Origin of the sequence: Anoxynatronum buryatiense (assembly GCF_900182905.1) — a bacterium.
Lineage (GTDB): Bacteria > Bacillota > Clostridia > Peptostreptococcales > Tindalliaceae > Anoxynatronum > Anoxynatronum buryatiense.
Window position 1 is genome coordinate 98067 of the sequence record NZ_FXUF01000005.1, and the last position, 26587, is coordinate 124653.

Annotated in this window: 21 protein-coding genes; 13 read left to right on the forward strand and 8 right to left on the reverse strand. The window is 50.8% G+C overall.

Annotation, left to right across the window (positions count from 1 at the left end):
• Positions 1-242: 242 nt before the first annotated feature.
• Positions 243-3200 carry an ABC transporter substrate binding protein gene (locus QOL74_RS08420; protein ID WP_283409020.1) on the reverse strand — a complete coding sequence of 986 codons (2958 nt, stop codon included), beginning with the start codon at positions 3198-3200 and terminating at the stop codon, positions 243-245.
• A 312-nt stretch (positions 3201-3512) separates the two neighbouring features.
• On the opposite strand from QOL74_RS08420, the gene namA reads away from it, so the two are divergent.
• Complete coding sequence (gene namA, locus QOL74_RS08425; RefSeq protein WP_283409021.1) at positions 3513-4553, forward strand: NADPH dehydrogenase NamA; 1041 nt, start codon at positions 3513-3515, stop codon at positions 4551-4553.
• Positions 4554-4851: 298 nt separating this feature from the next.
• Positions 4852-6087, forward strand: a complete 1236-nt coding sequence (gene codA / locus QOL74_RS08430; RefSeq protein ID WP_283409168.1) for a cytosine deaminase — start codon at positions 4852-4854, stop codon at positions 6085-6087.
• Positions 6088-6179: 92 nt separating this feature from the next.
• Here codA and QOL74_RS08435 read toward each other — a convergent pair whose 3' ends face one another.
• On the reverse strand, positions 6180-7625 hold the full coding sequence (locus tag QOL74_RS08435; protein WP_283409022.1) for a sigma-54 interaction domain-containing protein: 1446 nt from the start codon (positions 7623-7625) through the stop codon (positions 6180-6182).
• Between the two features lie 403 nt (positions 7626-8028).
• Here QOL74_RS08435 and QOL74_RS08440 point away from each other — a divergent pair, with 403 nt between their 5' ends.
• Both QOL74_RS08440 and QOL74_RS08445 read left to right on the forward strand, forming a co-directional pair.
• Positions 8029-9192 (forward strand): alanine dehydrogenase, encoded by a 1164-nt coding sequence (locus QOL74_RS08440; protein ID WP_283409023.1) that lies wholly within the window; start codon positions 8029-8031, stop codon positions 9190-9192.
• Positions 9193-9212: 20 nt separating this feature from the next.
• Complete coding sequence (locus QOL74_RS08445) at positions 9213-10619, forward strand: Na+/H+ antiporter NhaC family protein (RefSeq protein WP_283409024.1); 1407 nt, start codon at positions 9213-9215, stop codon at positions 10617-10619.
• 204 nt (positions 10620-10823) lie between these two features.
• Here QOL74_RS08445 and QOL74_RS08450 read toward each other — a convergent pair whose 3' ends face one another.
• The 6 genes from QOL74_RS08450 to QOL74_RS08475 form a co-directional block, all read right to left on the reverse strand.
• Entirely contained in the window at positions 10824-11147 is a 324-nt protein-coding gene (locus tag QOL74_RS08450) for an AzlD domain-containing protein (protein ID WP_283409025.1), read from the reverse strand.
• Positions 11134-11964, reverse strand: coding sequence for an AzlC family ABC transporter permease (locus QOL74_RS08455; protein WP_283409026.1), 831 nt, complete (start codon positions 11962-11964; stop codon positions 11134-11136). The genes QOL74_RS08450 and QOL74_RS08455 overlap by 14 nt, the downstream gene beginning before the upstream one ends.
• A 5-nt stretch (positions 11965-11969) precedes the next feature.
• A complete protein-coding gene (hemB, locus tag QOL74_RS08460; protein ID WP_283409169.1) occupies positions 11970-12944 on the reverse strand; it encodes a porphobilinogen synthase in 975 nt (324 codons plus the stop codon).
• A 2-nt stretch (positions 12945-12946) separates the two neighbouring features.
• Positions 12947-14554: a uroporphyrinogen-III C-methyltransferase gene (gene cobA, locus QOL74_RS08465; RefSeq protein ID WP_283409027.1), complete on the reverse strand. Its 1608-nt coding sequence runs from the start codon at positions 14552-14554 to the stop codon at positions 12947-12949.
• Positions 14547-15476, reverse strand: a complete 930-nt coding sequence (gene hemC / locus QOL74_RS08470) for a hydroxymethylbilane synthase (RefSeq protein WP_283409028.1) — start codon at positions 15474-15476, stop codon at positions 14547-14549. The genes cobA and hemC overlap by 8 nt, the downstream gene beginning before the upstream one ends.
• 78 nt (positions 15477-15554) lie before the next feature.
• On the reverse strand, positions 15555-16253 hold the full coding sequence (locus QOL74_RS08475; RefSeq protein ID WP_283409029.1) for a precorrin-2 dehydrogenase/sirohydrochlorin ferrochelatase family protein: 699 nt from the start codon (positions 16251-16253) through the stop codon (positions 15555-15557).
• 359 nt (positions 16254-16612) lie between these two features.
• On the opposite strand from QOL74_RS08475, the gene nirJ1 reads away from it, so the two are divergent.
• The 9 genes from nirJ1 (at position 16613) to trhA (ending at position 26515) form a co-directional block, all read left to right on the forward strand.
• Entirely contained in the window at positions 16613-17794 is a 1182-nt protein-coding gene (nirJ1, locus tag QOL74_RS08480) for a putative heme d1 biosynthesis radical SAM protein NirJ1 (protein WP_283409030.1), read from the forward strand.
• Entirely contained in the window at positions 17791-18795 is a 1005-nt protein-coding gene (gene nirJ2 / locus QOL74_RS08485) for a putative heme d1 biosynthesis radical SAM protein NirJ2 (RefSeq protein ID WP_283409031.1), read from the forward strand. Before nirJ1 ends, nirJ2 begins: the two co-directional genes overlap by 4 nt.
• Positions 18792-19262: a siroheme decarboxylase subunit alpha gene (gene ahbA, locus QOL74_RS08490; protein ID WP_283409032.1), complete on the forward strand. Its 471-nt coding sequence runs from the start codon at positions 18792-18794 to the stop codon at positions 19260-19262. Before nirJ2 ends, ahbA begins: the two co-directional genes overlap by 4 nt.
• A 126-nt stretch (positions 19263-19388) precedes the next feature.
• Complete coding sequence (locus QOL74_RS08495; RefSeq protein WP_283409033.1) at positions 19389-20246, forward strand: DUF6544 family protein; 858 nt, start codon at positions 19389-19391, stop codon at positions 20244-20246.
• Between the two features lie 69 nt (positions 20247-20315).
• On the forward strand, positions 20316-20807 hold the full coding sequence (gene ahbB, locus QOL74_RS08500) for a siroheme decarboxylase subunit beta (RefSeq protein WP_283409034.1): 492 nt from the start codon (positions 20316-20318) through the stop codon (positions 20805-20807).
• Between the two features lie 210 nt (positions 20808-21017).
• Entirely contained in the window at positions 21018-23000 is a 1983-nt protein-coding gene (locus QOL74_RS08505; RefSeq protein ID WP_283409035.1) for a DNA gyrase/topoisomerase IV subunit B, read from the forward strand.
• A 137-nt stretch (positions 23001-23137) separates the two neighbouring features.
• Positions 23138-25381, forward strand: a complete 2244-nt coding sequence (locus QOL74_RS08510; protein ID WP_425499424.1) for a DNA gyrase subunit A — start codon at positions 23138-23140, stop codon at positions 25379-25381.
• Between the two features lie 164 nt (positions 25382-25545).
• Positions 25546-25899 carry a hypothetical protein gene (locus QOL74_RS08515; protein ID WP_283409036.1) on the forward strand — a complete coding sequence of 118 codons (354 nt, stop codon included), beginning with the start codon at positions 25546-25548 and terminating at the stop codon, positions 25897-25899.
• Entirely contained in the window at positions 25886-26515 is a 630-nt protein-coding gene (trhA, locus tag QOL74_RS08520; RefSeq protein WP_283409037.1) for a PAQR family membrane homeostasis protein TrhA, read from the forward strand. Before QOL74_RS08515 ends, trhA begins: the two co-directional genes overlap by 14 nt.
• Positions 26516-26587: the final 72 nt, after the last annotated feature.

Here is a 26587-nt window from a genome sequence, read left to right on the forward strand (position 1 = left end):
TTCATTTGATTATGGTCATTGTAACGCTTCAACATGAGAACCCCATTCAGACAAGATTAAAATTGCATTAGAAAACAAAAAAGATTTCTCATCAAATAACTTCAAGCACCCGCTCAGTTAACCACTCAGTTAACCATTCAGTAGATATTCAATCGTTGCTCAATAGATATTCAATAAATGCGCAATAGATGCTGCAAGTTGCCTTCTAAGGGTTTTTGCCACTAACCCGCTGCCCTGAACACTTACTGCGATGCACCTGCTGGTGACGCATTATCTGAAATCAACCGGCTGTTATAAATTGGTGTCACCTCTTCCGCTGGAAGCGGCCGGCTGAACAGGTAGCCCTGCATAAAGTCGCAGCCGCTTTTTTTAAGCTTTCGGTACTGTTCCAGTTCTTCCACCCCTTCGGCGGTGATCTCCATATGAAGGCTATGCCCCAGGGTAATGATGCTGTTCATGACTTCCACCGATTCATCTTTCAGGAAACGATCGCTGAGAGTTTTATCCAGTTTGATTTTTTGAATGGGCAGGTAGGTCAGGTAAATCAGTGAAGAATAGCCGGTTCCAAAATCATCGAGGGCAATGCGAATCCCAATTTCCCGAAGCCGGTTCAAAAATGTCGTCGTATCCGCGCTTTCTTCCAGAAGCACGCTTTCGGTGATCTCAACTTCCAGATATTCGGCAGGGATTTTCTTCTCCAAGAGCTTTTGTTGAAGATATCCATGAAGGCCTTCGTCGCTGAGCTGTTTGCTGGATAGATTAATGGCCACCGGTTTAAGAGGCAGTCCCTGATCACGCCAGGATGCCATCTGACGAATTGTTTCCCCCGCCACCCATCGGCCAATGGGAATAATTTGACCCGTTTCTTCTGCCACGGGAATGAATCGGTCTGGCAGAATGGCAATACCCTTTAACCGCAGCAACGCCTCAAATCCCACAATATTGCCAGAAGCAGACTCCACCTGTGGCTGATACACCAATCTGAAACCGTCTTCTGCAAGGGCTTCTGTCAAGCGCCGTTCTATTTCTACTTTTTCCTTCAGTACTTCAATCATCTCCTGCTGAAAGTACATATAATGATTCTTGCCGGAATGTTTCACCTGGAACATGGCGGTGTCGGCGTTCATGATCAACTGTTCCATGTCACTGCTGTCATCAGGAAACCGGGTGATACCCATGCTGAAATGGATCTGCCGGCGGCTGTTATGTACCTGGAAGGGCGATCCAAAAACATTGAAAATTTGACGTACGTGTCCTTCAATGACTTCCTGATCAGCTTCCCGGCTTAGAAGAATCAAAAATTCATCGCCTCCAAATCTGGAGACAAAAAAATTCTCATCGGCCAGTTGTTGAAACCGCAGGGCAATTTCTCTGAGCACATCATCCCCCACAGCATGTCCCAGGGTATCGTTGATGGCTTTGAAATTATCCAGATCAAGGAGCATAACGGTTCCGGCATGTCCCGCAGCAATTTCTTCCTGTATTCGATTCATGAAACTGATACGGTTGGGCAGCCGGGTGAGGGGATCATGGTGCGCTAAAAAATCAATATGTGCTTCCTGTTCTTTTATGTGGGTGATATCCAGCAATATACCCGCCAGTTTCACCAGTTCGCCATTTTGCAGGTAGACGCCGCGGCCCTGAAACAACACCCAGCGCGTTGATTTCCCTGTTTCTTCCATAGGAATCTGCAGGGAAATTTCATCTGCCGTTCCGCTTTGGTAGCGGGTGAAGGCATGGCGAATCCGATTGATCTCCCGGCGGGGAAAGAGTTGGTTCAAAGTACTTTCCACATTTCCCGAAGGATTGATTTCGACGGAGAGAATATGCTTCAGGTCATCTGACAGAAACATCCGATCGGTTTCCAGGTCGATCTCCCACACGCAGCTATTGGTACCGCTGGTGGCAATTTCATACTTTTGATTCAACACCGTCAGCTCTTCCATATGTTCCTGAATCGTCTGGTATTGAGCTGTGAGTTCTTCTTCTGTTGCCAGCATTTCTTCATTGTAGGCTGCCAGTTCTTCATTTTTTTCATGAAGCTCCCGCTCAATGCGGCGGCGTCTCACATTGTCATAGGCCACCACCAGCAATAACGCCACCAGAAAGGCCAGCACTGCCAGTGCATTGTTCACCAGCCCGCGATTTTCGGTGTAAAAAGAAGTGGGTTCGTTCAACAATATGGAACCTCTGGGAACCAGGTTTCTGTCAATGCCATATTCCCGAAGGAGTTCATCGTCAAAAAAATACTGGTTGGGGCTTTCCGAGACCATGGGAATGGCCGAAACCGGTGTTCCCTGAAGGATTTGCACCACCATATCGGCAGCCACCCGTCCCTGTTCAAAGTAGGAGACCATTTTTCCACCCATGAGGCCGTCACCCACGCCCCCCACCGAAGCGCGGTAAACAGGCACCTGTGCATGTTCTCTCAGAAAAGCCACGGCCTCGTCGATGGTCATGGTGGCTCCATTTCTGTCCTGAAACATGCTCATGTAAAGAAGAATGGTTTCCGCACCCACGGCTTCCAGCGTTTCTCCCAAGGCTTCGTAGGTATGTTCAGAAGCATTCAGGGACTCAAATGATAACTCCGGCAGTGCCGTTGCCGCCTGATAAAACTGGTTTTTGTCTCCCTGCCCGGTAAGGGTATCGTCCACAATCGCCATCACCCGGGTGGCCTCAGGCTGAAACTGGTGGGCTATTTCAATGGTTTCCACCAGTGAGAACGCCTCCACCACACCGGTGATCATGGGGTCGGATGCTGCCAGGGCAGCCCGCTGCAGATCATTGATTCCCAAAAATACAATGGGAATACCGGCAAATAGTTCTTTCTGATGATCCAGGGCGAACTGCAACGCGTTATCATCCCCCACCAGCACAGCATCGTAGGGAGGAAGCTGGTTCAGCTTATAGGAGAGTATCCGATGAAATATTTCAATATTTTCCTGTGCTTCAATGCGCCGGGTATCCATGTACTCAATTTCAAGTTGAATGGGATGGGGTGCAAAGGCGGCGCGAATTCCGTCTATCTGCTCCGGTACAATGACAAAGCTTTCAGAATAGGCACTGATAAAAAGCACCGATTTGGGCTGCTCCAGAGCACGCACCCAAGAACAGGTGGACACCAACAGCAATAACAAGGCAATTAGGAATATCGGCAGATGTTGGCGGCGATGTGTGCCACGAATAAGCTGGATTGGCATCGTCTTTTCCTCCTGTCTGAAAAGAAAAAATCGCAGCAACCGGTACAGCAGGGTTCCTCAACATGCAGTACAACGATTTCTGCGACAGCAGGCAATGCATGATCATGAAAGCTTCGAAACGCCGCATGAACAGCCATTTTTCTGCTTAAGCTAAGGATACCACATTCGTTGCCTTTTAAACAGTCGCCCCTTCTGATATCGTTACTTCAGGTGCCCTGTTCTCCATTCAACTGGATGAACTGCGAATCCCCTTTCACAGAATGATTTTTTCATCAGCCAACGGGTAAAAAGGAACTCAGGAGGCGATCACCCATGCAGACAAAACTCTTCAGTCCTTTCAAACTGAAAAGAATCACGCTTAAAAACCGGATTGTCATGGCCCCCATGTGCCAGTACTCTGCAGGCGATGACGGCTATGCCAACGACTGGCATTTGGTTCATTACACCACGCGGGCGGTGGGGGGTGCCGGCTTGATTTTGCTGGAAGCCACAGCAGTGGAGCCCCGGGGCCGCATTTCTTCTCAGGATCTGGGTATCTGGGAAGACAGCCAGATGGATGCGTTGCGGCGCATTGTGAATGCCGGACGCCGCCATGGCGCGGTGATGGGCATCCAGCTGGGTCACGCCGGGCGAAAATGCGAGGCCGCCGGAGAGGCGGTGATTGCGCCCAGCGCCCTTTCTTTCGATGCTGCCGACCCCCGGTTTCAGGTTCCACAAGCCATGAGTGTAACGGACATTGCCCAGGTGACGGCATCTTTTCAGCAGGCCGCCCGCCGGGCGGTGGCAGCCGGCTTTCAGGTGCTGGAGATTCACGCCGCTCACGGCTATCTGATCAATCAGTTTCTCTCTCCCCTTGCCAACCACCGCACCGATGACTACGGGGGCTCTCCTGAAAACCGGGCGCGATTTTTGAGAGAGGTGCTGGCAGCTGTGAAAGAAGTCATTCCCGAAGAACTGCCGTTGATCGTGAGAGTTTCTGCTGAGGACTATGTACCGGAGGGCAATCACCCTGAAGATCTGGCAGTCCTGCTGAATCTGGCCAAAGACACTGGCATCGATCTGGTGAATGTCAGCTCTGGCGCGGTGGTGAATGCCCGCATCAATACCTACCCCGGTTATCAGGTGCGCTTTGCCGAAACCATCCGGCAACTCACCGGGTTACCGGTGATGGCCGGCGGGCTCATCACCAGCCCCTTGATGGCAGAAGAAGTTCTCCAGAATGAACGGGCTGATTTGATCTTTTTGGGCCGGGAGTTGCTGCGCAACCCTTACTGGCCCCTGCAGGCTGCCCGAGAGCTTCGTGAAGAACTGGAATGGCCCATTCAATACCAGCGCAGCCAACCGAAGTGGTAGTTCAACGTCATTCTATGAACAAAGCCGCCTGGGTTGGGTTAAATGTGAAGACAAAAGGACTTACCGCACACGGAGGATGAACATGAAAGCCACAGCTACAAACAGAACGGTCGACACGGAACATTCGTTATCTGTAGTGAAACAAGAAAGCAAGCAGGGATTTTGGGCAGTTATTGTCATTATGTTGGTGTGGTGATCATCCTTCATTACTTCATGAAGTGGTTTCTGCAGCGGTCTATATCATCTATGAACTAATTGTCAAAAATCACAAGGATTCCAGGTAAAGGGGTTGGAGATCATACTGATTAAAAACATTAGCATCGAAAACGCATCCGAAAAAAAAGATGTATTGATAAAAGATGGTCAGTTTTTTAAAATTGCAGATCACATTGAAGCAGATAACAACGTGGAAATCATTGACGGGGAAGGAAAGTTAATGCTTCCACAATTTATTGAATCCCATGTTCATCTTGATTCAGCCTTGACTGCAGGAGATCCCCGATGGAATTTGTCAGGCACCCTCTTTGAAGGGATTGCTTGCTGGTCAGAAAGAAAAGAGAAGCTTTCTAAGAAAGATGTGATGGACCGGGCAAGAAATACCATTCGTAAACAGGCAAAAAATGGAATCGGTCATGTTCGAACTCATGTTGATGTGACGGATCCATCTTTAGTGGCATTGGAAGGATTGCTGGAACTAAAAGAAGAACTGAAGGACAAAGTGAACGTACAGATTGTGGCTTTTCCCCAAGAAGGGATTTTAAGCTTTCCAAACGGCAAAGAACTGATGGAAGATGCCCTTAAAATGGGGGCTGACGTTGTGGGCGGCATCCCCCACTTCGAATTTACAAGAGAGTACGGGGTGGAAAGTGTCAATTTTCTCATGGCACTTGCGGAAAAATACGATAAACTGGTGGATGTTCATTGTGATGAGATTGATGACGAACAGTCACGCTTCATTGAAACCCTTGCAACCAGAGCGTATGAATCCGGTCTTAAGGAAAGAGTGACCGCCAGTCATACCACCTCCATGCATTCCTTTAACAATGCCTACACCTCAAAGCTATTCAGAATTCTTCGAATGAGTGAAATAAACTTTATTGCCAATCCCCTTGTTAACACCCACTTGCAGGGACGTTTTGATACTTATCCCAAAAGAAGGGGTGTCACAAGGGTCAAAGAATTGTTAGAAGCGCAAATCAACGTCTCTTTCGGTCATGATGATATTTTTGATCCCTGGTATCCTCTGGGGGACGGAAATATGTTGGATGTGATTCATATGGGACTTCACGTCTGTCAGATGATGGGTTATGAAGAAATCCTCAACTCTTATATGCTTGTGACCCATAATGCGGCCAGAACCTTACATCTTGGGGAAGCGTATCAGATCAAAGAGGGGAATCCGGCAAGCTTTATTATGATGAACGATGACAATTTTTACCATGTGCTGAACGAGAAAAAGGAAGTACTGTACAATTTCACAAAGGGAAAGCTGATTGCATCGTCACAGCCGGCTATGAAAAAGACCCTTTTTTAGCTGTTTTAAGAACTGATCTGACTTCAGGAAAACCCACGAAACCCCACATTATTGTATGTGGGGTTTCGGTGTTAAACAAGATGCCTTCACCTCTAAATCAAATCATACTGCTTCGACTTTCTCTGCAGTGTCTGACGTGGCACCGACAATAATTTTGCTGCTTTTGACACATTGTAATCTGTTTTTCGCAACACCTGGTGAATGGCTGTTTTTTCGTAATCCTGCACCATTTCATTCAACGGTGTAATCAGCATATCTGTTTGTTTGTTTTGACCGTCATACAGTCTCAATTCTTCCATTTTCATTGCAATATCTTCATAGCTCAATCGTTCCTGCTCCGGTTTTGCCATACTGATACCGTGAATGATGATATTTTCCAATTCTCTTATATTACCCGGCCAATGATACTTGGATAATTCTTCCAACAAATTCTGACAAATATATTTCACTTTTTTACCGAAAGTCTTATTATGCTTCAGAACCATGAAATTCACCAGTAACGGAATATCGTCTTTACGTTGCCTTAAAGGTGGAATGTTCATATTCAAAGCACTCAGCCGATAATAAATATCTCTTCTTAAAATACCTTTTTCAATACATTTCAATGGTTCTTCATTAATGGCTGCAATGATCTTGACATCCACCGCAATTTCTTTCTTGGAACCCACGCTTCTGACAGTTCCTTCTTCTAAAACCCGCAACAATTTAGATTGTAAATGCATCGGCATGGAATTAATTTCATCCAATAAGAGAGTTCCTCCATCAGCCATTTCCAATAGGCCCACATTATCCACCGCTCCTGTAAATGCACCTTTGGCGGTGCCAAACAAAATGCTTTCCAATAGGTTCTCCGGAATCGCCGCGCAGTTCTGTGAAATAAACGGGCGATTTCTTCTTTCGCTTACCTGGTGAATGGCATGGGCAAACAGCTCTTTACCCGTGCCCGTTTCGCCATAGATCAATGTGGGCAAATCACATCCGGCTGCCACCGTCACATACTCTTTCAGCGCCTTCATTTCCCGATTATTGGTGATAACACTGTCCAAAGAATACTTGGCAATTCTTTCATGGCCTTTCAAAGTGCCAACCCGATGGTTTTCAAAAGCAGCTGCATTCATATTTAGAGACCCGACATCCGATAATTGGATCTCTTTGATTGCCATTAAATCTTTTTTAAATGCTTCTGCATTTGTCTCGTCGACAGACAAATCAACAGCTCCAACAATTGAGTTCCCCGATTTAATGGGAATGGACAAGGAGGTGATCCTGATTTCATGTCTGTCCTTTGATTTTAAAACCTGGTTTTCCACATAAATTGGAACCCCCAGTGTCATGGCCCGATAGGTACTGCTGGTTTCTTCATTCAGATTTTCATATACCTCTAAAAATTTTTTTCCCACTACCTCATACTGGATTTCCGGAGCATTCATCAATTTATTATTGAACTTTGCCGTAAATAAAATTTCACCCTTTAAGTTGATAATCGTAATACCATCAATGTATCCCCGTCCATTAAACAGCTTTTCCATTAATTTCATCTTATTGACTCCTCGTATGATAAATTAACCGTTAATGCACTCATCTGTGATTATATCACCTGAATCTGTGACATTCTATCAAAAAACGACTGCTGCTGCTTCAAAAGCCCGGGATGATTCCCCGTATTTAACCATGGCTGAATGAAGAGGCAATGGTTGCCTTCTGTTTTCCATTGAGCATCGCGTTACGGCGAAGTAATCATTGCTCATATATGAGCTCTCATGCGCCCATATATGAGCAATGATTCTTCGTGTTGAGAGACACCCTATTCAGCTGTCGTCTGTAACCTCTTCACAAAGCCATTTGTGATCAAAAAAACCGTTCTGTAAAGTTGGCATTGAAGTTGCATAATAATTGAAATTGTATCATAATTAATCGATTCAGTTCTAAGGAGGTCATCCAGTGAAGTTTGGCGTGTTAAAAGACATCAAAGTGGGGGAGTTTCGCGTGATTGCCACTCCCTCTGAAGTATCAACGATGATTGATGACGGCCATCAGGTGCTTGTGCAAAAGGGTGCCGGTAAGCTGGCCGGATTCAGTGATTCGTCTTACTCAGATGCAGGAGCAGAAATGATTGAGACGATGGAAGAGATTTACGCCAGCTGTGACCTTGTGGCTAAAGTCAAAGAAATTGAGCCCGTGGAGTACGACTTGTTGAGAGAAAATCAGATTATTTTCACTTGTATTCACCCAGCTGCCCATCCTGAAGAAGTACAGGCATTGTTGGATAAAAAGGTGATTGCTTTTACTGCCGAAGATTCCCACCGACATGGATCTCCAAATTGTGAGGCCGCAGGAAAGCAAGGTGCTTTGATGGGTTTGGAATCACTGCTGTCAATTCATGGTGGCAGCGGAAAATTTGTCAATGGACTGGCAGGCGCACCCGGGATTAAAGTGTTAATTCTTGGTGGTGGTATTGTTGGTAAGGCAGCCCTGCAAGTTCTTCAATCTCTGGGGGCCTGGGTAACGGTTTTAGATATCAATATTACAACCCTCAGAGAAATAGGCGCCACTTATGATGAAAAAGTGAATACTGGCATTTCTTCCAAATACAATATCAAGCAATTATTGCATGAGATGGATTTAGTGATTAACTGTGTCAAATGGCCAAAAGACAGCAAGGATTTCTTAATGGATCGGGCAATGGTTGGTATGATGCCCAAGGGTTCGGTTATCGTTGATATTAGTAACGACTATGGCGTGATCGAGACTTTTAGAGAAACAACACATGACAATCCCCGGTATGTTGAAGAAGGCGTTGTGCACTACTGTGTCAGCAATATACCGGGAGCTATTTCTCATTCCACCTCCATTGCTTACGCAGCTTCTGTTCTTCCCCATTTCAGAAACATCATGAATTTAGGAATCAAGGCAGCCTGTATCAAAGATGGCTATCTTCGAAGAAGTCTGACGGCTTACAAGGGATATTTAACTCATGAAGAAACCAGCGGGCTTCAAAACAGGCCCTGGATTAAACCAGAGGATATTCTGGGCATTACTGATCAGGCATTGGATCCGGCACCACCTGCCACAGTGACAAGGTCCTCAAATTTCATTAAAAAATAAATTAAATGGAGGGAACAAACATGGAACCAGTCCACATGGGGATTATTTCAATCATCCCCGCCATCATTGCCATTGCTTTGTCGTTTTATACGCGTAATACGGTGATCTCTTTGATGATTGCCATTATTACAGGAACTATTCTGGCAGGACAAGGTATTTTGGGGTTTCCGGCATTATTGAGAAGCAGTATCGGAACATCTGGCTTTGCCTGGGTGATGCTATTGAATACGTTTATTGGGGTGTTGGTTGCCTTTTTCCAAAAGACAGGAGCCATTCAAGGTTTTTCCCAGTACATGCAGGATCGAAATCTGAGCAGAAAAGCCATTACGCTGGTTGCCTGGTTATTAGGGTTTGTTGTTTATTTCAGTGACTCTTTCAGCCCGTTATTTGTGGGTTCAACCATGCGAAATATTTCTGACAAGGCAAAAATCTCCAGAGAAAAGCTGGCTTATATTGCCGACTCAGGAGCAGCTCCCGTCAGTGTTATTGTTCCCATCACCGGTTGGGCGGCGTTCTTAAGTGGGTTGGCCATTGGTGTTGGTAACATTGTCACGCAGGATGACGCGATGAAATTATTCATTCAAGCGATTCCTTTTAATCTTTATGCCTTAATCACCATCGTATTTGTTGGATTAGTGGCTGGTGGCGTGATCAAAGACTTTGGCCCGATGAAAAAAGCTGAAGACAGAGCGATGAACGAAGGGAAAGTGCTTCGTGACGGTGCCATTCCATTGGTGGGTAAAGAGTTGACAGAGATGGAAGCTTACCCCGATATCAAACCAAGAATTTTCTTGAACTTCCTGTTCCCGGTGATGCTGATTATTGCCATTGCTTTAGGAACCTATGTCTTGACCAGATCAGCCAAAACAATGGAAGCCTTTTTGCTGGTCATCATATTTATGTTTGTGAGTATGCTGATTCAGGGAATTCCCATGACAGTCATCATGGATGCAGCAACAAATGGTATTAAAGGAGCTGTTCCAGCCATTATGATATTGGCGCTTGCCTACACAATCAAATCGTTAAGCGTTGATATGGGAACCGCTGAGTTCATCATTTCAACCACCGAAGGATTCCTGACGCCCCAAATATTGCCGGCTATCATCTTTTTGATCGCTGCAATAGTGGCTTTCTCCACAGGAACTTCCTGGGGAACCTTTGCCATTACGATGCCCATTGCCCTGCCACTGGCCTTCAATTTCTCAGGCGGGGTTGTGACACCATTGGTAATGGCTTCCTTTGCCGCTGTTGCAGGTGGCGGGGTTTTCGGAGATCACTGTTCCCCCTTATCAGATACCACCATTTTAGCTTCAACAGGTGCAGCCGCCGACCATATTGATCACGTGAAAACGCAATTGCCTTACGCACTCATCACAGGAGGCATTGCCCTGGTTGCTTACCTGGTAATCGGTTTTACCAGTTTTTAATGAGATCATTTGTGTAAAGAGCACCCATTCGGTACCAACGCAGCCAATCGAAAAAAGAGTCTCTGAATGGGTTCAGGAATCTAAGCAGTACGAAAGAAATGGCGGCGCCTGTCACACAGGCACCGCCATTTCTTTTGGTTGATCATCATGTAGTTGATCGTCATGTGTGATATGCGGCAGGGTGAAATGCTGTGATTGGCCGCACTACCCGGCGATGAGCAGCACCCCATAGGTGACGGCGATGGCTCCCACCACCGGCACCACGATGCCGCCCTTGTACCAGGCCCATACTGCGGCAACACCGATGCCGGCGGCCATGGCCAGAGGGTGGCCGGGTACCGAAGTAAGCACACCAGGCAGAATAAGTGCTCCCAGCGCTGTGAAGGGAATCAGCTCCAAAAATCGTTTCAGTCGGGGAGCCAGCCGGAGATCCCGCATCATAAAGAAGGGGGCCAGCCGGGGCAGGTAGGTGGCCAGCAGCATGCCTGCCAGTAAAAGCAACAGCCGGTTCGGTTCATTCAGCCACACGGGATTCACCTGCCTTTTTCTGAGAGTCTGATTTGGTCCGGTTTTCAGGCCAGTAAGTGCCCAGCCAGGAAACCAGCACAATCACTGCCACCAGATTCCAGCCTCCCGGCAGCAGGTCTGCTTTTTCCAGCAGGGTATGCAGCAACCCGGCACCCAGGGCCAGTACCAGCACCTGACGGGAACGGCGCATTTCCGGCAGGAGAATGGCGACGAACAGCGCATAGAGGGCGATGCCCAGGCTGGCCTGTACCATGGCGGGCAAAATGTCACCCAGCCAGTAGCCCAGGAACGTGCCGCTGTTCCAGGAAAGGTAGGCCATGACCTCCAGTACCAGCACAAACGAAGGGCTGAGGGATTCCCGCCGGGTCATGGCCACGGAAAAAACCTCGTCTGTGACACCGAAGGCCAACAGCGGAATCCGGGTTTTGGGCTGGGGCCCCAGCCGCTGGGACAGGGAGGCGCTCATGAGAAAATGCCGAAAGTTCATCAGCAGCGTGGTAAGGATAATCTGCCCCATCCCCGTTCCCAGTGCAATGAGGTTAATGGCCATAAACTGGCTGGCCCCGGCAAACACCACAAGGGAAAACAGCTGGGTGTGGAGCAGAGAAATCCCCACGTTCCGGGACAACACGCCAAAGGCAATGGCAACGGGTACATATCCCATGATAATGGGAACGCCGGCCGCGAGACCGTCTTTTGCCTTTAGAGAACTCTCTGAGGCGGGTTCAGAGGCAGATTCAGAGGCGGGCTCAGTGCCCCCAGGTGACTCTCCCTCAGGCGATGCTATCTTATAAGTGCTTTGTTTCTCAGGGTTCATAGAGATCACTGGCCTTTCTGTTGAAGCAGCCGGGCCATGTCTTTTGCAAAATAAGTGAGAATCACATCGGCTCCAGCCCGTTTGATACTGGTGAGAATCTCCACCATGATTTTGTCGTGATCCAGCAACTCTGCTGCGACGGCAGCTTTCACCATGGCGTACTCACCACTCACATGGTAAGCTCCCAGGGGCAGAGAGAACTTGTTTTTCACTTCCCGAATGATATCCAGATAGGCGAGAGCCGGTTTCACCATCAGCATATCTGCGCCTTCTTCAATGTCCAAAGCTGACTCCCGCAGGGCTTCCAGCCGGTTGGCCGGGTCCATCTGGTAGGTTTTCCGGTCGCCAAACTGGGGGGCTGAGGCCACCGCCTGGCGGAAGGGGCCATAGAAGGCGGAGGCATATTTCACGCTGTAGCTCATGATGCTCACCTGTTGAAAACCGTGGGCATCAAGGGTTTCCCGAATGGCGGCCACCCGGCCGTCCATCATGTCGGAGGGGGCCACCACGTGGGCCCCGGCTTTGGCATGGGACAAGGCTGTTTTTGCCAGCACCGACAGGCTCTCGTCGTTGAGAATCTGATCTCCCGCCACCATGCCGCAGTGGCCGTGGTCGGTGTACTGGCACAAACAGACATCGGTCATCACCAGCATCTCCGGCACCTGGCTTCGAATGGCCCGTACCGCCTGCTGCACAATGCCTTCGTCAGAAAAAGCCTGTGAAGCGGCAGCGTCTTTGATCTCCGGCAAACCAAAAATCAGAACAGCCCGAATGCCCAGGGACTGGAGTTCTTTCACTTCTTCAGCCAGTCGATCCACAGAAAAGTGATATTGGCCGGGGAGTTTGGGGATTTCTCTTTTGATATTGGTGCCGTGCACTGCGAAAAGGGGTTGGATCAAATCGGCGGCATCCACCCGGGTTTCCTGCACCATGGCCCGAAGGGCCTCATGATCCCGCAGTCGGCGGGGACGTTTTGTCAGATTCACTGGAAAGACTCCTTTCTTCGTTCATTGAGGGAAACATCAGCAGCCTGAATGGCGGCCACCAGGGCATCAATGGTATGGGGCTCTGCCTCCGCTGCCACTTCCAGGCCATGGTGCCGGACGGCAGATGCCGTCACCGGTCCGATGGCAGCAATATGGGTTCCCCTGGGAAAAGGAAGCCCCGCCTGATTCAGCATGGCCATGAAGTGGTTGATGGTGGAGGCACTGGTGAAGGTGATCCAGTGAGGCGGGTGCTTCACCAGTTGTTGCAGTTTCGCCGGATCAGCTTCAGGAATCACCGTCTCATAGACGGGTAAATCGGTCACAATGGCCTCCAGAGCTTCCAGCCCTTTCACCAGCTGTGGACGGCCGATTTCAGCCCGGGGAAGAAGCACCTGCTGCCCCTTCCGGATAATGGGTGTCAATGCTTCCAATACTCCTTCACCGGTGAAGACTTCCGGCATTCGTGTCACTCGCAGCCCCCGGGATTCAATGGCTGTCCCAGTGGCCTGGCCGATGGCGGTGATTTCTGTTTCCGGCGACAGGCACCGCACATCCCGCCCGGTTTCCTGCAACAGCTGGAAAAAGGCTTCCACCCCGTTGACACTGGTGAAGATCAGATGGTCATAAACTGCCAGGTCTTCCAGGGCGTTGGTCAGTTTTGCCGGGTCTTTCGGCGGACGAATGGCGATGGTGGGCAGCTCTTCCACCTGAGCCCCCAGCCACGTAAGTTTGGCTGTCAGGCCGCTGGCCTGCTGCCGGGAACGGGTCACCAGCACCCGGCGTCCGAAAAGAGGTTTCCGTTCCACCCAGGAAAGGGCGGGCTGCAGGGATACCACTTCTCCCACCACAATGACGCAGGGCGGTTTCAGCCTGGCAATTTCAACCCGCTCCACAATGTTTGCCAGATTGCCGCAGACAGTCTTCTGACTGGGGGTGGTCCCCCGGTGAATCAGGGCCACGGGGGTGCGGGGATCTTTGCCATGGGTCATGAGCTGCCGGGTAATCTGGGGCAGCCTGCCCACGCCCATGAGAAACACCAATGTGCCGGAGAGCTGTGCCAACAACTGATAGTTCACTGTTTCTTCCGGTTTATCCGGGTCTTCGTGACCGGTAATCACGTGAAAGGAAGTGCTCATATGGCGATGGGTCACCGGAATTCCCCCGTAGGAGGGTACTGCAATGGCGGAAGAAATGCCGGGAACAACCTCAAAGGGAATGCCCGCTGCTTCCAGGGCCAGGGCTTCTTCGCCACCCCTTCCAAACACAAAGGGATCACCGCCCTTTAAACGAACCACCAGTTTCCCTTCTCCGGCCTTCTCCACCAGCAGCTGGTTGATGGATTCCTGGGGAATGGGGTGGTGATCGGGTTGTTTGCCCACATCAATAAGTTCCGCTTCCGGCGGGGCTTCTTTCAGCAGGTTTTCCCCAGAAAGGCGGTCATACAGCACCACCTGGGCCTGCTGCAAACAGCGCAGTCCTTTCACGGTAATCAGGTCTTCAGCACCTGGGCCCGCCCCCACCAGGTACACCATGGGGCCAGTGAGAGAAATCGTCGGTGTATTTTCTGTTATGGCTGACGCTGGTATGATCCTGGGGTTATTCATCACTGCCACCCGCTTTCATCAGTTCCCAGGCACCCTGGGCGATGAGATCTTCTGCCAGCGCACGTCCCAGGGCTTCCGCCTGGTTTTTATCTCCCGTCACTGTCTGCTGTAAACGTCGGCTGCCATCGGCGGCGGCCACCAGTCCGGTGAGCATCAGCTGGTTCTGCTCCAGGCGGCCAAAGGCTCCCACGGGCACGTGGCAATCCCCTTCCAAACGGTTGAGAAACGCCCGTTCTCCCAGAATGGCCACCCGGGTGTCCGCATCTTCCAGGGAGGCCAGCAGCGCTTTCATGGTAACGTCTGCTTCTCTGATTTCGCATCCCAACGCTCCCTGCCCAACGGCGGGAACAAAGGCCTGGGGGTCCAGGAGGGAGTGGGGAAGTTCGTCCAGTAGCTGTAACCGCTTCAGTCCTGCTGCCGCCAGGAGAATGCCCGTCAGTTGCTGTTCTTTCATCTTCTGAAGCCGGGTCTGCACATTTCCCCGCAGGGGAACCACCCGGCAGTCGGGCCGTAATGACCTTATCTGGGCCTGACGCCGCAGGCTGCTGGTGCCAATCACCGCGCCTTCGGGCAGGGTTTCCGGTGTGAAGCCCTCGGCTGTCACCAGTACGTCCCGGGGATCTTCCCGCCGTGTAACAGCAGCCATGGTCAGCCCTTCCGGTGCCACTCCGGGAACGTCTTTCATGCTGTGAACCGCCAGGTCGATGGATTTATCCAGGAGGGCCTGCTGAATTTCCTTTACAAAAAGACCCTTTCCCCCGATTTTGTCCAGGGTTCGGTCCAGAATCAAGTCGCCTTTTGTTTTGATGACTTTGATGGTCACCTGCAGCCCCGAATGGGCGGCTTCCAGTGCTGTTTTCACTGATTCTGCCTGAATCAAGGCCAGCCGGCTCCCCCGGGAGCCGATGATGATGGGTTTCATCACGTCACATCCTGTCTAAATTGGTGGATTTATCTACTTTGATGGATCATTTTGATCAAGGCGATTCATCAATTTTTATCAAGTTTCGTCTTGCTTCGTCATCTGCCGATAGGCTGCCCACAGATGCTGCCGGGCTTCCTCCGGCGGCAGGGTGAGGGCTTCATCCACCGGCCCGTCTTCAATGAGATGTCGAAAGACTTCCCGGCGGTGGCGAATATCCGGCAGATCCTGAAACGCCTGCTGCCGCAGTTCTCCCATCACCTCAGCCACCCTCCCGTAGGCCGGGCCATACCGTTGCTGCAGCTCCTGCCGCAGCCGCTTGGTGAGCATGGGGCTTTTCCCCTGGCTGCACACCATAAACAGGAGATCCCCCTGCTGATGCACTGCCGGCATGATGAAATCACACAAATCAGGAACATCCACCACATTCAGCAGTGCACCGCTGTGTTCCGCTTCCTGACGGCAGGCTTCATTCACTTCCCGGTTGCCGGTGGCAGCAAAGATCAGGCGATATCCCTGCAGGTCTCCCGGGGCATAGGGGCGGTGAATCAATCGGAGGGAAGCAGTGCCTTCGGGTTGTGCGTCAGCGGCGTGTGCCGTTGCCAACGCTTCCAGTTCCGGTACCATTTGGGGGCTGATCACCGTCACCCGGGCCCCTGCCTGCAGCAGTGACTGGATTTTGCGATAGGCCACCCGACCACCGCCAATCACCAGACAAGGATGCCCGGTGAGTTGGAGCAATATGGGAAAGTAATCACGCTGGGGGGGTGTTTTCATGGAAACAATCCTTTCAACTCTCAAAGTCATGCCTTTCCAATCTGTCTTTTCCTTCTCTGGACGAAAAACCATAACTACTTTATAATGAATAGTGGGTGAAATAATGAATATAGTGGATGAAGTCATGCACCCGATAATGAATAGTGGGTGAAGTCATGCACCCGGAGAATCGTGTCTGTCTTATGATAACATAACCTCATGAAAATTTAAATTCCATCTCTTGACAGCAATGCGTCTTTCAACAATGTTCATTTCAACCAGATACCCTTCGTCAGATGCCACCGGGCATCAGCCATGCTTCAAAATGAGTGAGCCAAAGCCTGAAACGGCATTCTGCAAATCAGAAAGGTGGACTTCCATTGATCAGTCTCAGCAAACTTCTCACCGGTACCAGCCATTACGGTGACCGGCTGCGTTATACCGCCGGTGCCGCCCGCTCTTCCCACGGAGTTCGGGAAGGCCTGGGGCCTGTGGTGGCCTGGAACATGACCCGCACCTGCAACCTCACCTGCCGGCACTGTTACATGAACTCTGATCCAAAAGCTTATGAAGGTGAACTGAATACTGAAGAGGCCCTGACCTTTATCCAGTCCCTGGCGGATTTTCAGGTGCCGGTGCTGCTTTTTTCCGGCGGTGAACCTCTGATACGCCCGGATTTTTTCACTTTGGCTGAAGCCGCCGCCCGGTTGGAGATTCGCCCCACCCTCTCCACCAACGGCACTCTCATTGACCGGGCCACGGCCCATCGCCTGAAAGATATGGGGGTGGGTTATGTGGGCATCAGCCTGGACGGCCTGGAGCCGGTTCACGATGCCTTTCGCTGTCAGCAGGGGGCTTTCCGCCGTGCCATGGAGGGCATCGAACACTGTGTGGCCGTGGGCCAGCGGGTGGGCCTCCGCTTCACCATCAACCGCCACAATTACGCGGATATCCCCCGAATTCTGGATCTGATGGAAGAAGCCCGCATTGACCGCATCTGTTTTTATCACCTGGTTTATTCCGGCCGGGGAAGTGAAATGATGAAGGAAGATGTGACCCACCATGAAACCCGACAGTTGATGGACCTGCTCATTGACCGCACCCTTGACTTTCAGGCCCGGGGCCTGAAGAAAGAGCTGCTGACGGTGGATAACCATGCCGATGGTGTGTACCTTTATCTGAAGCTACGGGAAAAAGACCCGGCAGCGGCCGAAAGCCTGCTGAGCCTCTTGCGTCAAAACGGGGGGAACCGGTCGGGCATGGCCTTTGCCAATGTGGACCACCTGGGAAATGTGCACCCCGACCAGTTCACCCAGCATGTTACCTTTGGCAATGTGCGGGAAAAACCCTTTGGCAGTATCTGGCAGAGCAGGGAGCATCCCCTGCAGGCCGGTCTGAAAGACCGAAAATCTCTGCTTAAGGGCCGCTGTGCCCAGTGCCAGTGGCTGGATTGTTGCAATGGCAATTTCAGAGCCCGGGCCGAAGCTGTTACCGGCGATTTTTGGGAAGCCGACCCGGCCTGTTACCTGACGGATGAAGAAATTGGAGGTGCTTCCCAATGATCATTTCCTGGAATTCCACCAATCAGTGTAATATGTACTGCGACCATTGCTACCGGGATGCCGGCGCTCAGGCTTCCGATGAACTGAGTACCGCGGAAGCCAAAAACCTGCTGGATGAAATCGCCAAAGCCGGTTTTAAAATCATGATTTTCAGCGGCGGCGAACCCCTGATGCGGCCCGACATTGTGGAACTCACTGCTTATGCCTCCCAGATCGGCCTGCGGCCGGTGATGGGAAGCAACGGTACTTTGCTGACACCTTCTCTGGCCCGGGATCTGAAAGCCTCCGGCGTCATGGGCATCGGCATCAGCCTGGACAGCATGGACGTGGCACGCCATGACCGGCTGCGCCAGTATGCCGGGGCATGGCAGGAGGCAGTGCGGGGCATGACCCTTTGCAAAGAGGCAGGGCTGGCCTTTCAGGTGCACACCACAGTGATGGACTGGAACCAGCATGAGCTGGAAGCCATCACCGACTTTGCCGTGGCCCAGGGAGCCGTGGCCCACCATTTATTCTTTCTGGTACCCACAGGCCGAGGGGCCAATCTGGAAGAAACCTCCCTGCAGGCGGCAGAGTATGAATCAGTGATTACCCGCATCATGGAAAAACAAAAAAGCGTCTCTATTGAGCTGAAGCCCACCTGTGCCCCTCAGTTCATGCGCATTGCCAGCGAAATGGGCCTGAAAATGCGCTATGGCCGGGGCTGCCTGGCCGGCACCAGCTACTGCATCATCAGCCCACGGGGACTGGTGCAGCCCTGTGCCTACATGGACATGGTGGTGGGTGATGTGCGCCAAACCCCCTTCAGCGACATCTGGGCCAACAGCCCGGTGTTTCAGCAACTGCGTACCATGGATTACGCCGGCTACTGCGGCCACTGCCGTTACAAAGTGGCCTGTGGCGGCTGCCGGGCCAGGGCGGCGGTATATCATGAAGGAGATTACATGGCTGAGGAACCCTGGTGTCTTTACCGGGGCGGAGAGGCGGTGGATGTGCGATGAATGCCATTCAGGATCCCATTGATCAACAGCTGCTGAACCTGATACAGCGGGATTTCCCCGTTGCCTCCCGGCCTTATCAGGTACTGGGAGATGCTTTAGGCATCTCTGAATCTCAAGCTTTTCAGCGGGTGAACCGTTTGCGGGAAACAGGGGTCATTCGCCGGCTGGGCGGCGTTTTTGATTCCCGCAAGCTGGGATATGTGAGTACCCTGTGTGCCGTTTCGGTACCCGATCACCTGATTCCCCAGGCAGCGGCCCTGATCAACCCCCTTCCAGGGGTTACCCATCATTACCAGCGCGATCACGCCTACAACCTGTGGTTTACCCTGATTGCCCCCTCCGACGCGAAACTGTCAGAGACCCTTGAGCAACTGGAAAAGGACCTTCGGGTCCAAGCTGATGCAGGGTCCCTGCTGAACCTGCCCGCCTGCCAAACCTTCAAAATCAAGGTGCAGTTCCAGCTTTGAGCCGCTGGCGCTTGCTGAATATGAAACACTGGTTTTGTGCTGCCGAAAACCTCATTCCTGAAATCAAGTACCTTACATAAGCACATTACATAAGCACATTCATTTTTTTCTTGACTGGAGGATCCCATGATAAAAAGAATCGCTCTTAAAACTGGCATTGTCCTTGTGGTGCTCCTGTTAACCTTGGTGGCCGCTTCAGGCATCGCCCATCTTTTCTTTCAGCAGCATGTGAAGCAGGAAGTGGAAAGTCTCTTTCATCAGGTGCAGCATTATGATGAACTTGTGACTCAGGAACATCTTGAGGGCTTGCCGAAGAATGTGCAGGCATGGCTGGAATACAGTGGGATTGTCGGTAGAGAGAAAATTTCCGCTGTTCGACTGAAGCAGACAGCCTCCATGAGATTGGGAAAAGATCAGTCATGGTTGCCTGTGGAAGCCGAGCAATATTTCGCCTCTGAAAAACCTGGATTCATTTGGAGAGCACGTGTTCAGGCCGCTCCGTTCATCCATATTGCCGCAAGAGACAAATATGATCACGGTCATGGAAACATGCTGATTAAACCCCTTTCTTTGATCACCCTCTCCGATGCCAAAGGAGCGGAAATTGATCAGGGAACAATGCTGCGATATCTAGCTGAGACCATGTGGTTTCCGTCAGCCGCCCTGGAAGATTACATCGTCTGGGAAACAATTGATGACACTCATGCGAAAGCGACCATGACTTACGAAGATGTACAGGCCTCTGGCATCTTCACTTTCAACAGTGATGGCGCTGCCGTGAAGTTCGAGGCTGAACGTTATGGAGAATTTAACGGTGCCTTTCGTCTGCACACATGGGCGGTTCCCGTCAGTGATTATCGCTCCTTTGATGGCATGATGGTTCCGACTAAGGGAGAAGTCACCTGGAAACTACCTGAAGGAGACTTCAACTGGTTTCGCTTTGAAGTCATTGAGATGGAATATAATCAGCCGGCACCCTATTAATGGATGAACCAGGACACCCCTTTCCACCAGCATCCTCAGAATCACTCAACTTCCGAAAGGAGACCCTTCATGACCCTGACGTCACTGGATAAAGAAATCATCAAAGCCCTGCAGCAGGATTTGCCCCAAACCCTTAACCCCTACGAAACCCTTGCACAACAGCTGCATCTCTCTGAAGAAGCCCTGCTGGAAAAGGTACGCCTCTTTCAGGAAAAAGGCCTTCTCAGACGCCTGGGAGCCGTGGTTCGGCACCATCAGGTGGGCTACACCCATAATGTGATGGTGGTGTGGCAGGTGCCGGAGCACCTGATCACCGCCACAGGTCATCACATGGCTGCCCGCCCTGAGATTTCCCATTGTTACCAGCGCCCCACCCGACCCAACTGGCCCTTCAACCTGTTTACCATGATTCACGGCACCAGCGAAGCTGCCTGCCTTGATTTCGTTCAGGAGCTGGCGGCTGAAACCGGCATTCAGCACTACCAGCTGCTTACCAGCCTCCGGGAACTGAAAAAAACCAGCATGCGATACTTTTGTGAATCCCCTGCCGCCACCGAGTAACTTTCCCCCTTTCGCGCCTTCGTCTTCGCATTCGTCTTCATCCTCACCGCCCCATTCACTGAGGCGGTTTTTCTTTCTATGAAACAACTATCATCTTTTGGTCTGATGTATTATAATGGCATCGGAAAAGAAACCGTCTTTTGAAATATCGCAGCCACTTGTGATATGATCATACATGGACTTTGATTTTCACAGGAAAGGAACGAACCTATGGTAAAAACCCAGCAAGCCTATAACAACGACAGCATTTCTTCCCTGAAAGGACCCGACAAGGTGCGGTTGCGCCCCGGTGTCATTTTTGGTTCCGACGATATCAGCGGCTGCCAGCATGCCGTTTTTGAAATTCTGGCCAACAGCATTGATGAAGCCCGGGAAGGTTTCGGCAACACCATTGAAGTGGAGCGGTTTGCCGACCACTCCATTCAGGTCACCGACCATGGCCGGGGCATTCCCCTGGAATACAACCCCCGGGAGGAACGCTACAACTGGGAACTGGTTTTCTGCGAACTCTATGCCGGCGGCAAATACCAGAACATGACTGGCCTCACCTACGAATACAGCCTGGGCCTCAATGGCCTGGGTGCCTGTGCCACCCAGTTTGCATCGACTTTCATGGATGTAGAGGTGGTGCGGGACGGCCACCGGTATACCCTCCACTTTGAGAAAGGCCTTAACCCAGAAGGTCTGAAAAGCGAGAAACTCACCGGCTCCTCCATCGAAACCGGCACCCGGATCCACTGGCTGCCGGATCTTGATGTGTTCACCGAAATTGCCATTCCCCGGGAATGGTTTCTGGAAACCCTGAAGCGCCAGGCGGTGGTAAATGCCGGCATCACCTTTCTCTTTCACGACCATCTGACGGATGAAACCGTGACCTTCTGTTATCCCAACGGTATTCTGGATTATATCCGGGAGATCAGCAAAGAGCAGGAACTCACCGAAGTACGCCATCTCACTCGTACCGCCACCGGCCGTGACCGTGAAGACAAACCGGAGTACAAGGTGAAAATGGAAATCGCCTTCTGCTTTAACAATCAGCAGCCCCTCATTGAGTACTACCACAACTCCAGCTTTCTTGAACATGGCGGTGCCCCCGACCGGGCGGTGAAAAATGCCTTCGTGGCGGTCATTGATCAGTTCTTAAAGGATGAGAATCTCTACCGTAAGAACGAGAAAAAAATTCTTTTCACCGATATCGAAGACAGCCTGCTCCTCCTCTCCAATTCCTTCTCCACGGTGACCAGCTATGCCAACCAGACCAAGAAATCCATCAGCAACCTGTTTATCCAGCAGGCCATGACGGCCCTCCTCAAGGAAAAGCTGGAAATCTACTTCATTGAGAACAAACAGGACCGGGAGAAGATTCTGCAGCAGGTGCTCACCAATAAGCGAAGCCGGGAAACCGCGGAACAGACACGGCTGAACATCAAAAAGAAGCTAAACGGCAAAATGGACCTGGGAAACCGGGTGAAAAAGTTTGTGGACTGCCGCAGCAAAGACCCAGATAAGCGGGAGCTGTTCATCGTGGAAGGCGATTCGGCCCTTGGCTCCACCAAAATGGGCCGGGATGCCGATTTTCAGGCCATCATCCCCGTACGCGGTAAAATTCTCAACTGCCTGAAGGCCAGCTATCAGCAGATCTTCGCCAACGATATCATCATTGATTTATTGAAAGTCATCGGCTGTGGCGTTGAAATCAAATCCCGCCATTCTGACCTGGCCACCTTTGATATCACCAAGCTGCGGTGGAATAAGATCATTCTGTGCACCGATGCCGACGTGGACGGTTTTCAGATTCGCACCCTGATTCTCACCATGCTGTATGTGCTCACTCCCCAGCTCATTGAAGAAGGCTATGTGTACATTGCTGAATCTCCCCTTTTTGAAATCACCGATCTGAAAAAGAGCGAAACCCATTTCGCCTACAACGAACGGGAAAAGGAACAGATTCTGAAAAAGATCAAGGGCAACTTCCGCCTGCAGCGTTCCAAAGGACTGGGCGAAAACGAACCCCAGATGATGTGGGAAACCACCATGAATCCTGAAACCCGCCGACTCATTCAGGTCACCCCCTCTGAGGCTGCCGCCACCAAGGAAATGTTTGACGTGCTGCTGGGGAACAACCTGCCGGGCCGCAAGCTTTTCATTACAGAAAAAGGGCCTGACTACCTGGCCCAGGTGGATATTGACTAATTTCATCAGGTGTCCCGCCGGCAGCACCCCATGTTGCAGCGCTTACGATGCTGGTGACGCTGGTGATGCCGGATTCCGCCTAAACAGCTGAAATGCTTTAGATAGCTGGATTACTTTGAGATAAAGGAAGATGTCCCTTGAAAAACCCGAAAGTACAACAACTCAATGTGGTGGACACTCTGGAAACCAATTACATGCCCTATGCCATGAGTGTCATCATCTCCCGGGCCCTCCCGGAAATTGACGGGCTGAAGCCTTCCCACCGAAAAATCCTCTACACCATGTACGGCATGGGCCTTTTAAAGGGAAACCTCACCAAATCGGCCAACATTGTGGGCCAGACCATGAAGATTCACCCTCATGGCGACATGGCCATTTATGAAACCATGGTGCGCATGACCAAAGGAAACCAGAGCCTGCTGATGCCTCTGGTGGAAAGCAAGGGAAACTTTGGCCGGGCCTACTCCCGGGACATGGCCTTCGCCGCTCCCCGTTACACCGAAGCCAAGCTGATGCCGGTGATGACCGAGTTTTTTGCCGCCATCAACAAAGACACGGTACCCTTTGTGCCCAACTACGACAACACCACCAAAGAACCCACCCTGCTCCCCGTCACCTTCCCCAGCATTCTGGCGAACCCCAACCAGGGAATCGCCGTGGGCATGGCCAGCAATATTTGTCCCTTTAACCTGGTGGAACTGTGCGAAGCCACCAACAAACTCATTGACGATGATGTGGAAGGCATGTATGAAGCCCTCCAGGCCCCGGATTTTCCCTCCGGCGGCGAAATTGTGCGAAACAAAGCCGAGCTGCGGCGCATTTACGAGACGGGCCTGGGCAGCTTCACCCTCCGCTCTGTCTATCACTACGATGCAAAAGATAATGTCATCGAAATCACTGAAATTCCCTATACCACCACCATTGAAGCCATCATGGAAAAAATCACTGCCCTCATCAAATCCGGCAGTCTGAAAGAAATCAACGACCTGCGGGATGAAACCGACCTGAAAGGTCTCAAACTCACCCTGGATCTGAAAAAGGGTGTTGACCCGGAACGGGTGATGGTACGGCTTTTCCGCCAGACCCCTCTACAAGACTCTTTCAGCTGCAACTTCAACCTGATCATCGATGGCCGTCCTCAGGTGCTGGGAGTGAAGGGTATTCTGACAGAATGGCTGAAGTTCAGAATGGACACCCTGCAACGGCAGCTGATCTTTGAACGTAGCGAAAAGGAAAAACAGCTCCATGTACTGAAGGGGCTTGAAGTGATTCTGTTGGACATCGACAAGGCCATTGCCATCATTCGAAACACCGATAAAGAAAAACAGGTGGTTCCCAATCTGATGGATGCCTTTGGCATTGATGAAATACAGTCTGAATACGTGGCCGAAATCAAACTGCGCCATCTGAACCGGGAATACCTGCTGAAGCAGACTAAGAATATCCAGGATCTGGAAAAAGCCATCAAAGAACTCACCGCCCTCATCGACAGCCCGGCCAAGCAGAAAAAACGCATCGCCCAAGAGCTGAAGCGCATTGCCGATACTTACGGCCAGCCGCGAAAAACCGCCATTGTCTCCCAGGACAAGCTGCCCGAGCCATCTCCTGTGCTGATGATCAGTGATTACAACCTGAAGGTGTTCCTCACCCGGGACGGTTACCTGAAAAAAATCCCCCTCACCTCCCTGCGTGGCAATTTTGAGCAGAAGCTGAAACCCAAAGACTGCCTAATTCAGGAAATGGACGGAGAAAACCGGGGAGACCTGATCCTTTTCTCCAACCGTCAAAAAGCATACAAGCTGAAGCTTTATGAGCTGGAGGATTCCAAGGCCAGTGATTTGGGGAACTACCTGCCCAATCTGGTGCCCATGGAACCAGAGGAAAAAATCCTCTATATGGTCGCCACCACTGATTACAGCGGTATGATGTTCTTCGCCTTCAGCAGCGGAAAAGCCGCCAAAATTCCTCTTTCCGCCTACGAAACCAAGACTAACCGGAAAGTACTGGCTAATGCCTACGGCGACCCGGCCCTGCGGGACATCCGGTTTTTCCAGGAAGACTGCCGGCTGGTGGCGGTGAGTAATATTAACAAAGTGCTGATTTTTGATACCGCTCAGATCAATCTCAAGACCACCCGCAGCGCCATGGGGATTCAGGTAATCAAGTCCAAGAAAGGCAGCGAGCTGGTGGCTGTGTTGGCTCCTGAAGAAGTCACCTTCGCCAACCCCGATTATTACCGGGCCAACATACCCGCTGTGGGCACCTACCTGAAGAAAGAAGACCGTCTGACGCTTCATGGTGAATGTGATACGGGCGAGAATGTTAATCTCATGGAATTACTGGAGTCCAACACGGAGGAATCCTCTGAGAAGCCCGAATAATATTTCAATACTTTTTTCGCAGTTGCCATCGGGCTTTCGGTCTCATCTGAGCCGAAAGCCTTTGTTTTTTATCTCATTTGGGTATGATACAATGGAAAGCAGGGAATCGTGATGAAGGAATAGTGAATACTCAAGATAATGATCCTCTTGAAAGGACTGATTCTGTGTTGACCAACAATCATGTGTTTCTCATCAGATTTCTGTTGCCGCTGCTATTCACCTTTTTACCCGTCACACTCTTTTATGTTTTTGACAAGCGGTTGCACTTAAAAACAAAGCTGATTCACAACTTCAACTCCATCAGGTCTTACAAGGTTTTTCTGGTGATCATCAGCTTGATCCTGTATGGGTTGTATATGACCTTGTTATACCGCATGGGCTCTTCCCTGTTTTATACGGGGTTTGCCGTTGTTTTCCTGTACCATTACCTGATGTATCAACCAGATCGACACTGGCAATCAAAAAAAGCCTCTATGAAGAAATGGATAAGGAAGGAAGAAAGCCATGAAACCCACTGAACGCGTTTCCTTTTACTCCCATTTGGCCGGTGCCCTGCTCTTCGTGCCGGGAACCATTCTGTTATTGTTTCTCAGCCGCCAGCACTGGCCCCTGATGACGGTTTCGGCCATTTATGGCTTGTCGGTGATTTTTCTCTTCACCGCCAGCTCTCTTTACCATTACTTCAAAAAAGCCGAAGGCGAAGTATCCCTTTGGCGCAAACTGGATCACTTTGCGATTTTCGTCATGATCGCTGGCACCTACACGCCGGTGACTTATGTATACCTGACGGGATGGCTTCGCACCGGCATTCTGATTTTTCAGTGGTCGCTGGTTTTGGCCGGGTTTTTCTTCAAGTTTTTTTACCTGAAAGCTCCCCGCTGGGTGTATACCACCATTTACCTGCTCATGGGCTGGTCGGCCATTTTCACCATCAAGCCACTTTTTGCCGCCATGAGTAATTGGTCTTTCTTTTTGCTATTTGCGGGCGGCGTCTCCTTCACCATTGGCGCTGTTTTCTACATGATTAAAAAGCCGGTATGCTTCCCCGGCTTTGGATTCCATGAAATATTCCACTTTTTTATTCTGGCCGGTGGTATTTTTCACTACCTGCTGGTATTACTGGCCGTGCGCTGAAACACCATTGACCCGCTAAAAGCGGCAGCCCCAAGGGCTGCCGCTTTTATAATGATGATATAATGCTGAGAG

What these genes read in the sequence shown, in the direction of transcription:
- QOL74_RS08420 (WP_283409020.1), bottom strand. Translation starts at nt 3,200, where the DNA reads ATGCCAATCCAGCTTATTCGTGGCACACATCGCCGCCAACATCTGCCG.
- namA (WP_283409021.1), top strand. Translation starts at nt 3,513, where the DNA reads ATGCAGACAAAACTCTTCAGTCCTTTCAAACTGAAAAGAATCACGCTT.
- QOL74_RS08435 (WP_283409022.1), bottom strand. Translation starts at nt 7,625, where the DNA reads ATGAAATTAATGGAAAAGCTGTTTAATGGACGGGGATACATTGATGGT.
- QOL74_RS08445 (WP_283409024.1), top strand. Translation starts at nt 9,213, where the DNA reads ATGGAACCAGTCCACATGGGGATTATTTCAATCATCCCCGCCATCATT.
- QOL74_RS08455 (WP_283409026.1), bottom strand. Translation starts at nt 11,964, where the DNA reads ATGAACCCTGAGAAACAAAGCACTTATAAGATAGCATCGCCTGAGGGA.
- cobA (WP_283409027.1), bottom strand. Translation starts at nt 14,554, where the DNA reads ATGAATAACCCCAGGATCATACCAGCGTCAGCCATAACAGAAAATACA.
- hemC (WP_283409028.1), bottom strand. Translation starts at nt 15,476, where the DNA reads ATGAAACCCATCATCATCGGCTCCCGGGGGAGCCGGCTGGCCTTGATT.
- QOL74_RS08475 (WP_283409029.1), bottom strand. Translation starts at nt 16,253, where the DNA reads ATGAAAACACCCCCCCAGCGTGATTACTTTCCCATATTGCTCCAACTC.
- nirJ2 (WP_283409031.1), top strand. Translation starts at nt 17,791, where the DNA reads ATGATCATTTCCTGGAATTCCACCAATCAGTGTAATATGTACTGCGAC.
- ahbA (WP_283409032.1), top strand. Translation starts at nt 18,792, where the DNA reads ATGAATGCCATTCAGGATCCCATTGATCAACAGCTGCTGAACCTGATA.
- QOL74_RS08495 (WP_283409033.1), top strand. Translation starts at nt 19,389, where the DNA reads ATGATAAAAAGAATCGCTCTTAAAACTGGCATTGTCCTTGTGGTGCTC.
- ahbB (WP_283409034.1), top strand. Translation starts at nt 20,316, where the DNA reads ATGACCCTGACGTCACTGGATAAAGAAATCATCAAAGCCCTGCAGCAG.
- QOL74_RS08505 (WP_283409035.1), top strand. Translation starts at nt 21,018, where the DNA reads ATGGTAAAAACCCAGCAAGCCTATAACAACGACAGCATTTCTTCCCTG.
- trhA (WP_283409037.1), top strand. Translation starts at nt 25,886, where the DNA reads ATGAAACCCACTGAACGCGTTTCCTTTTACTCCCATTTGGCCGGTGCC.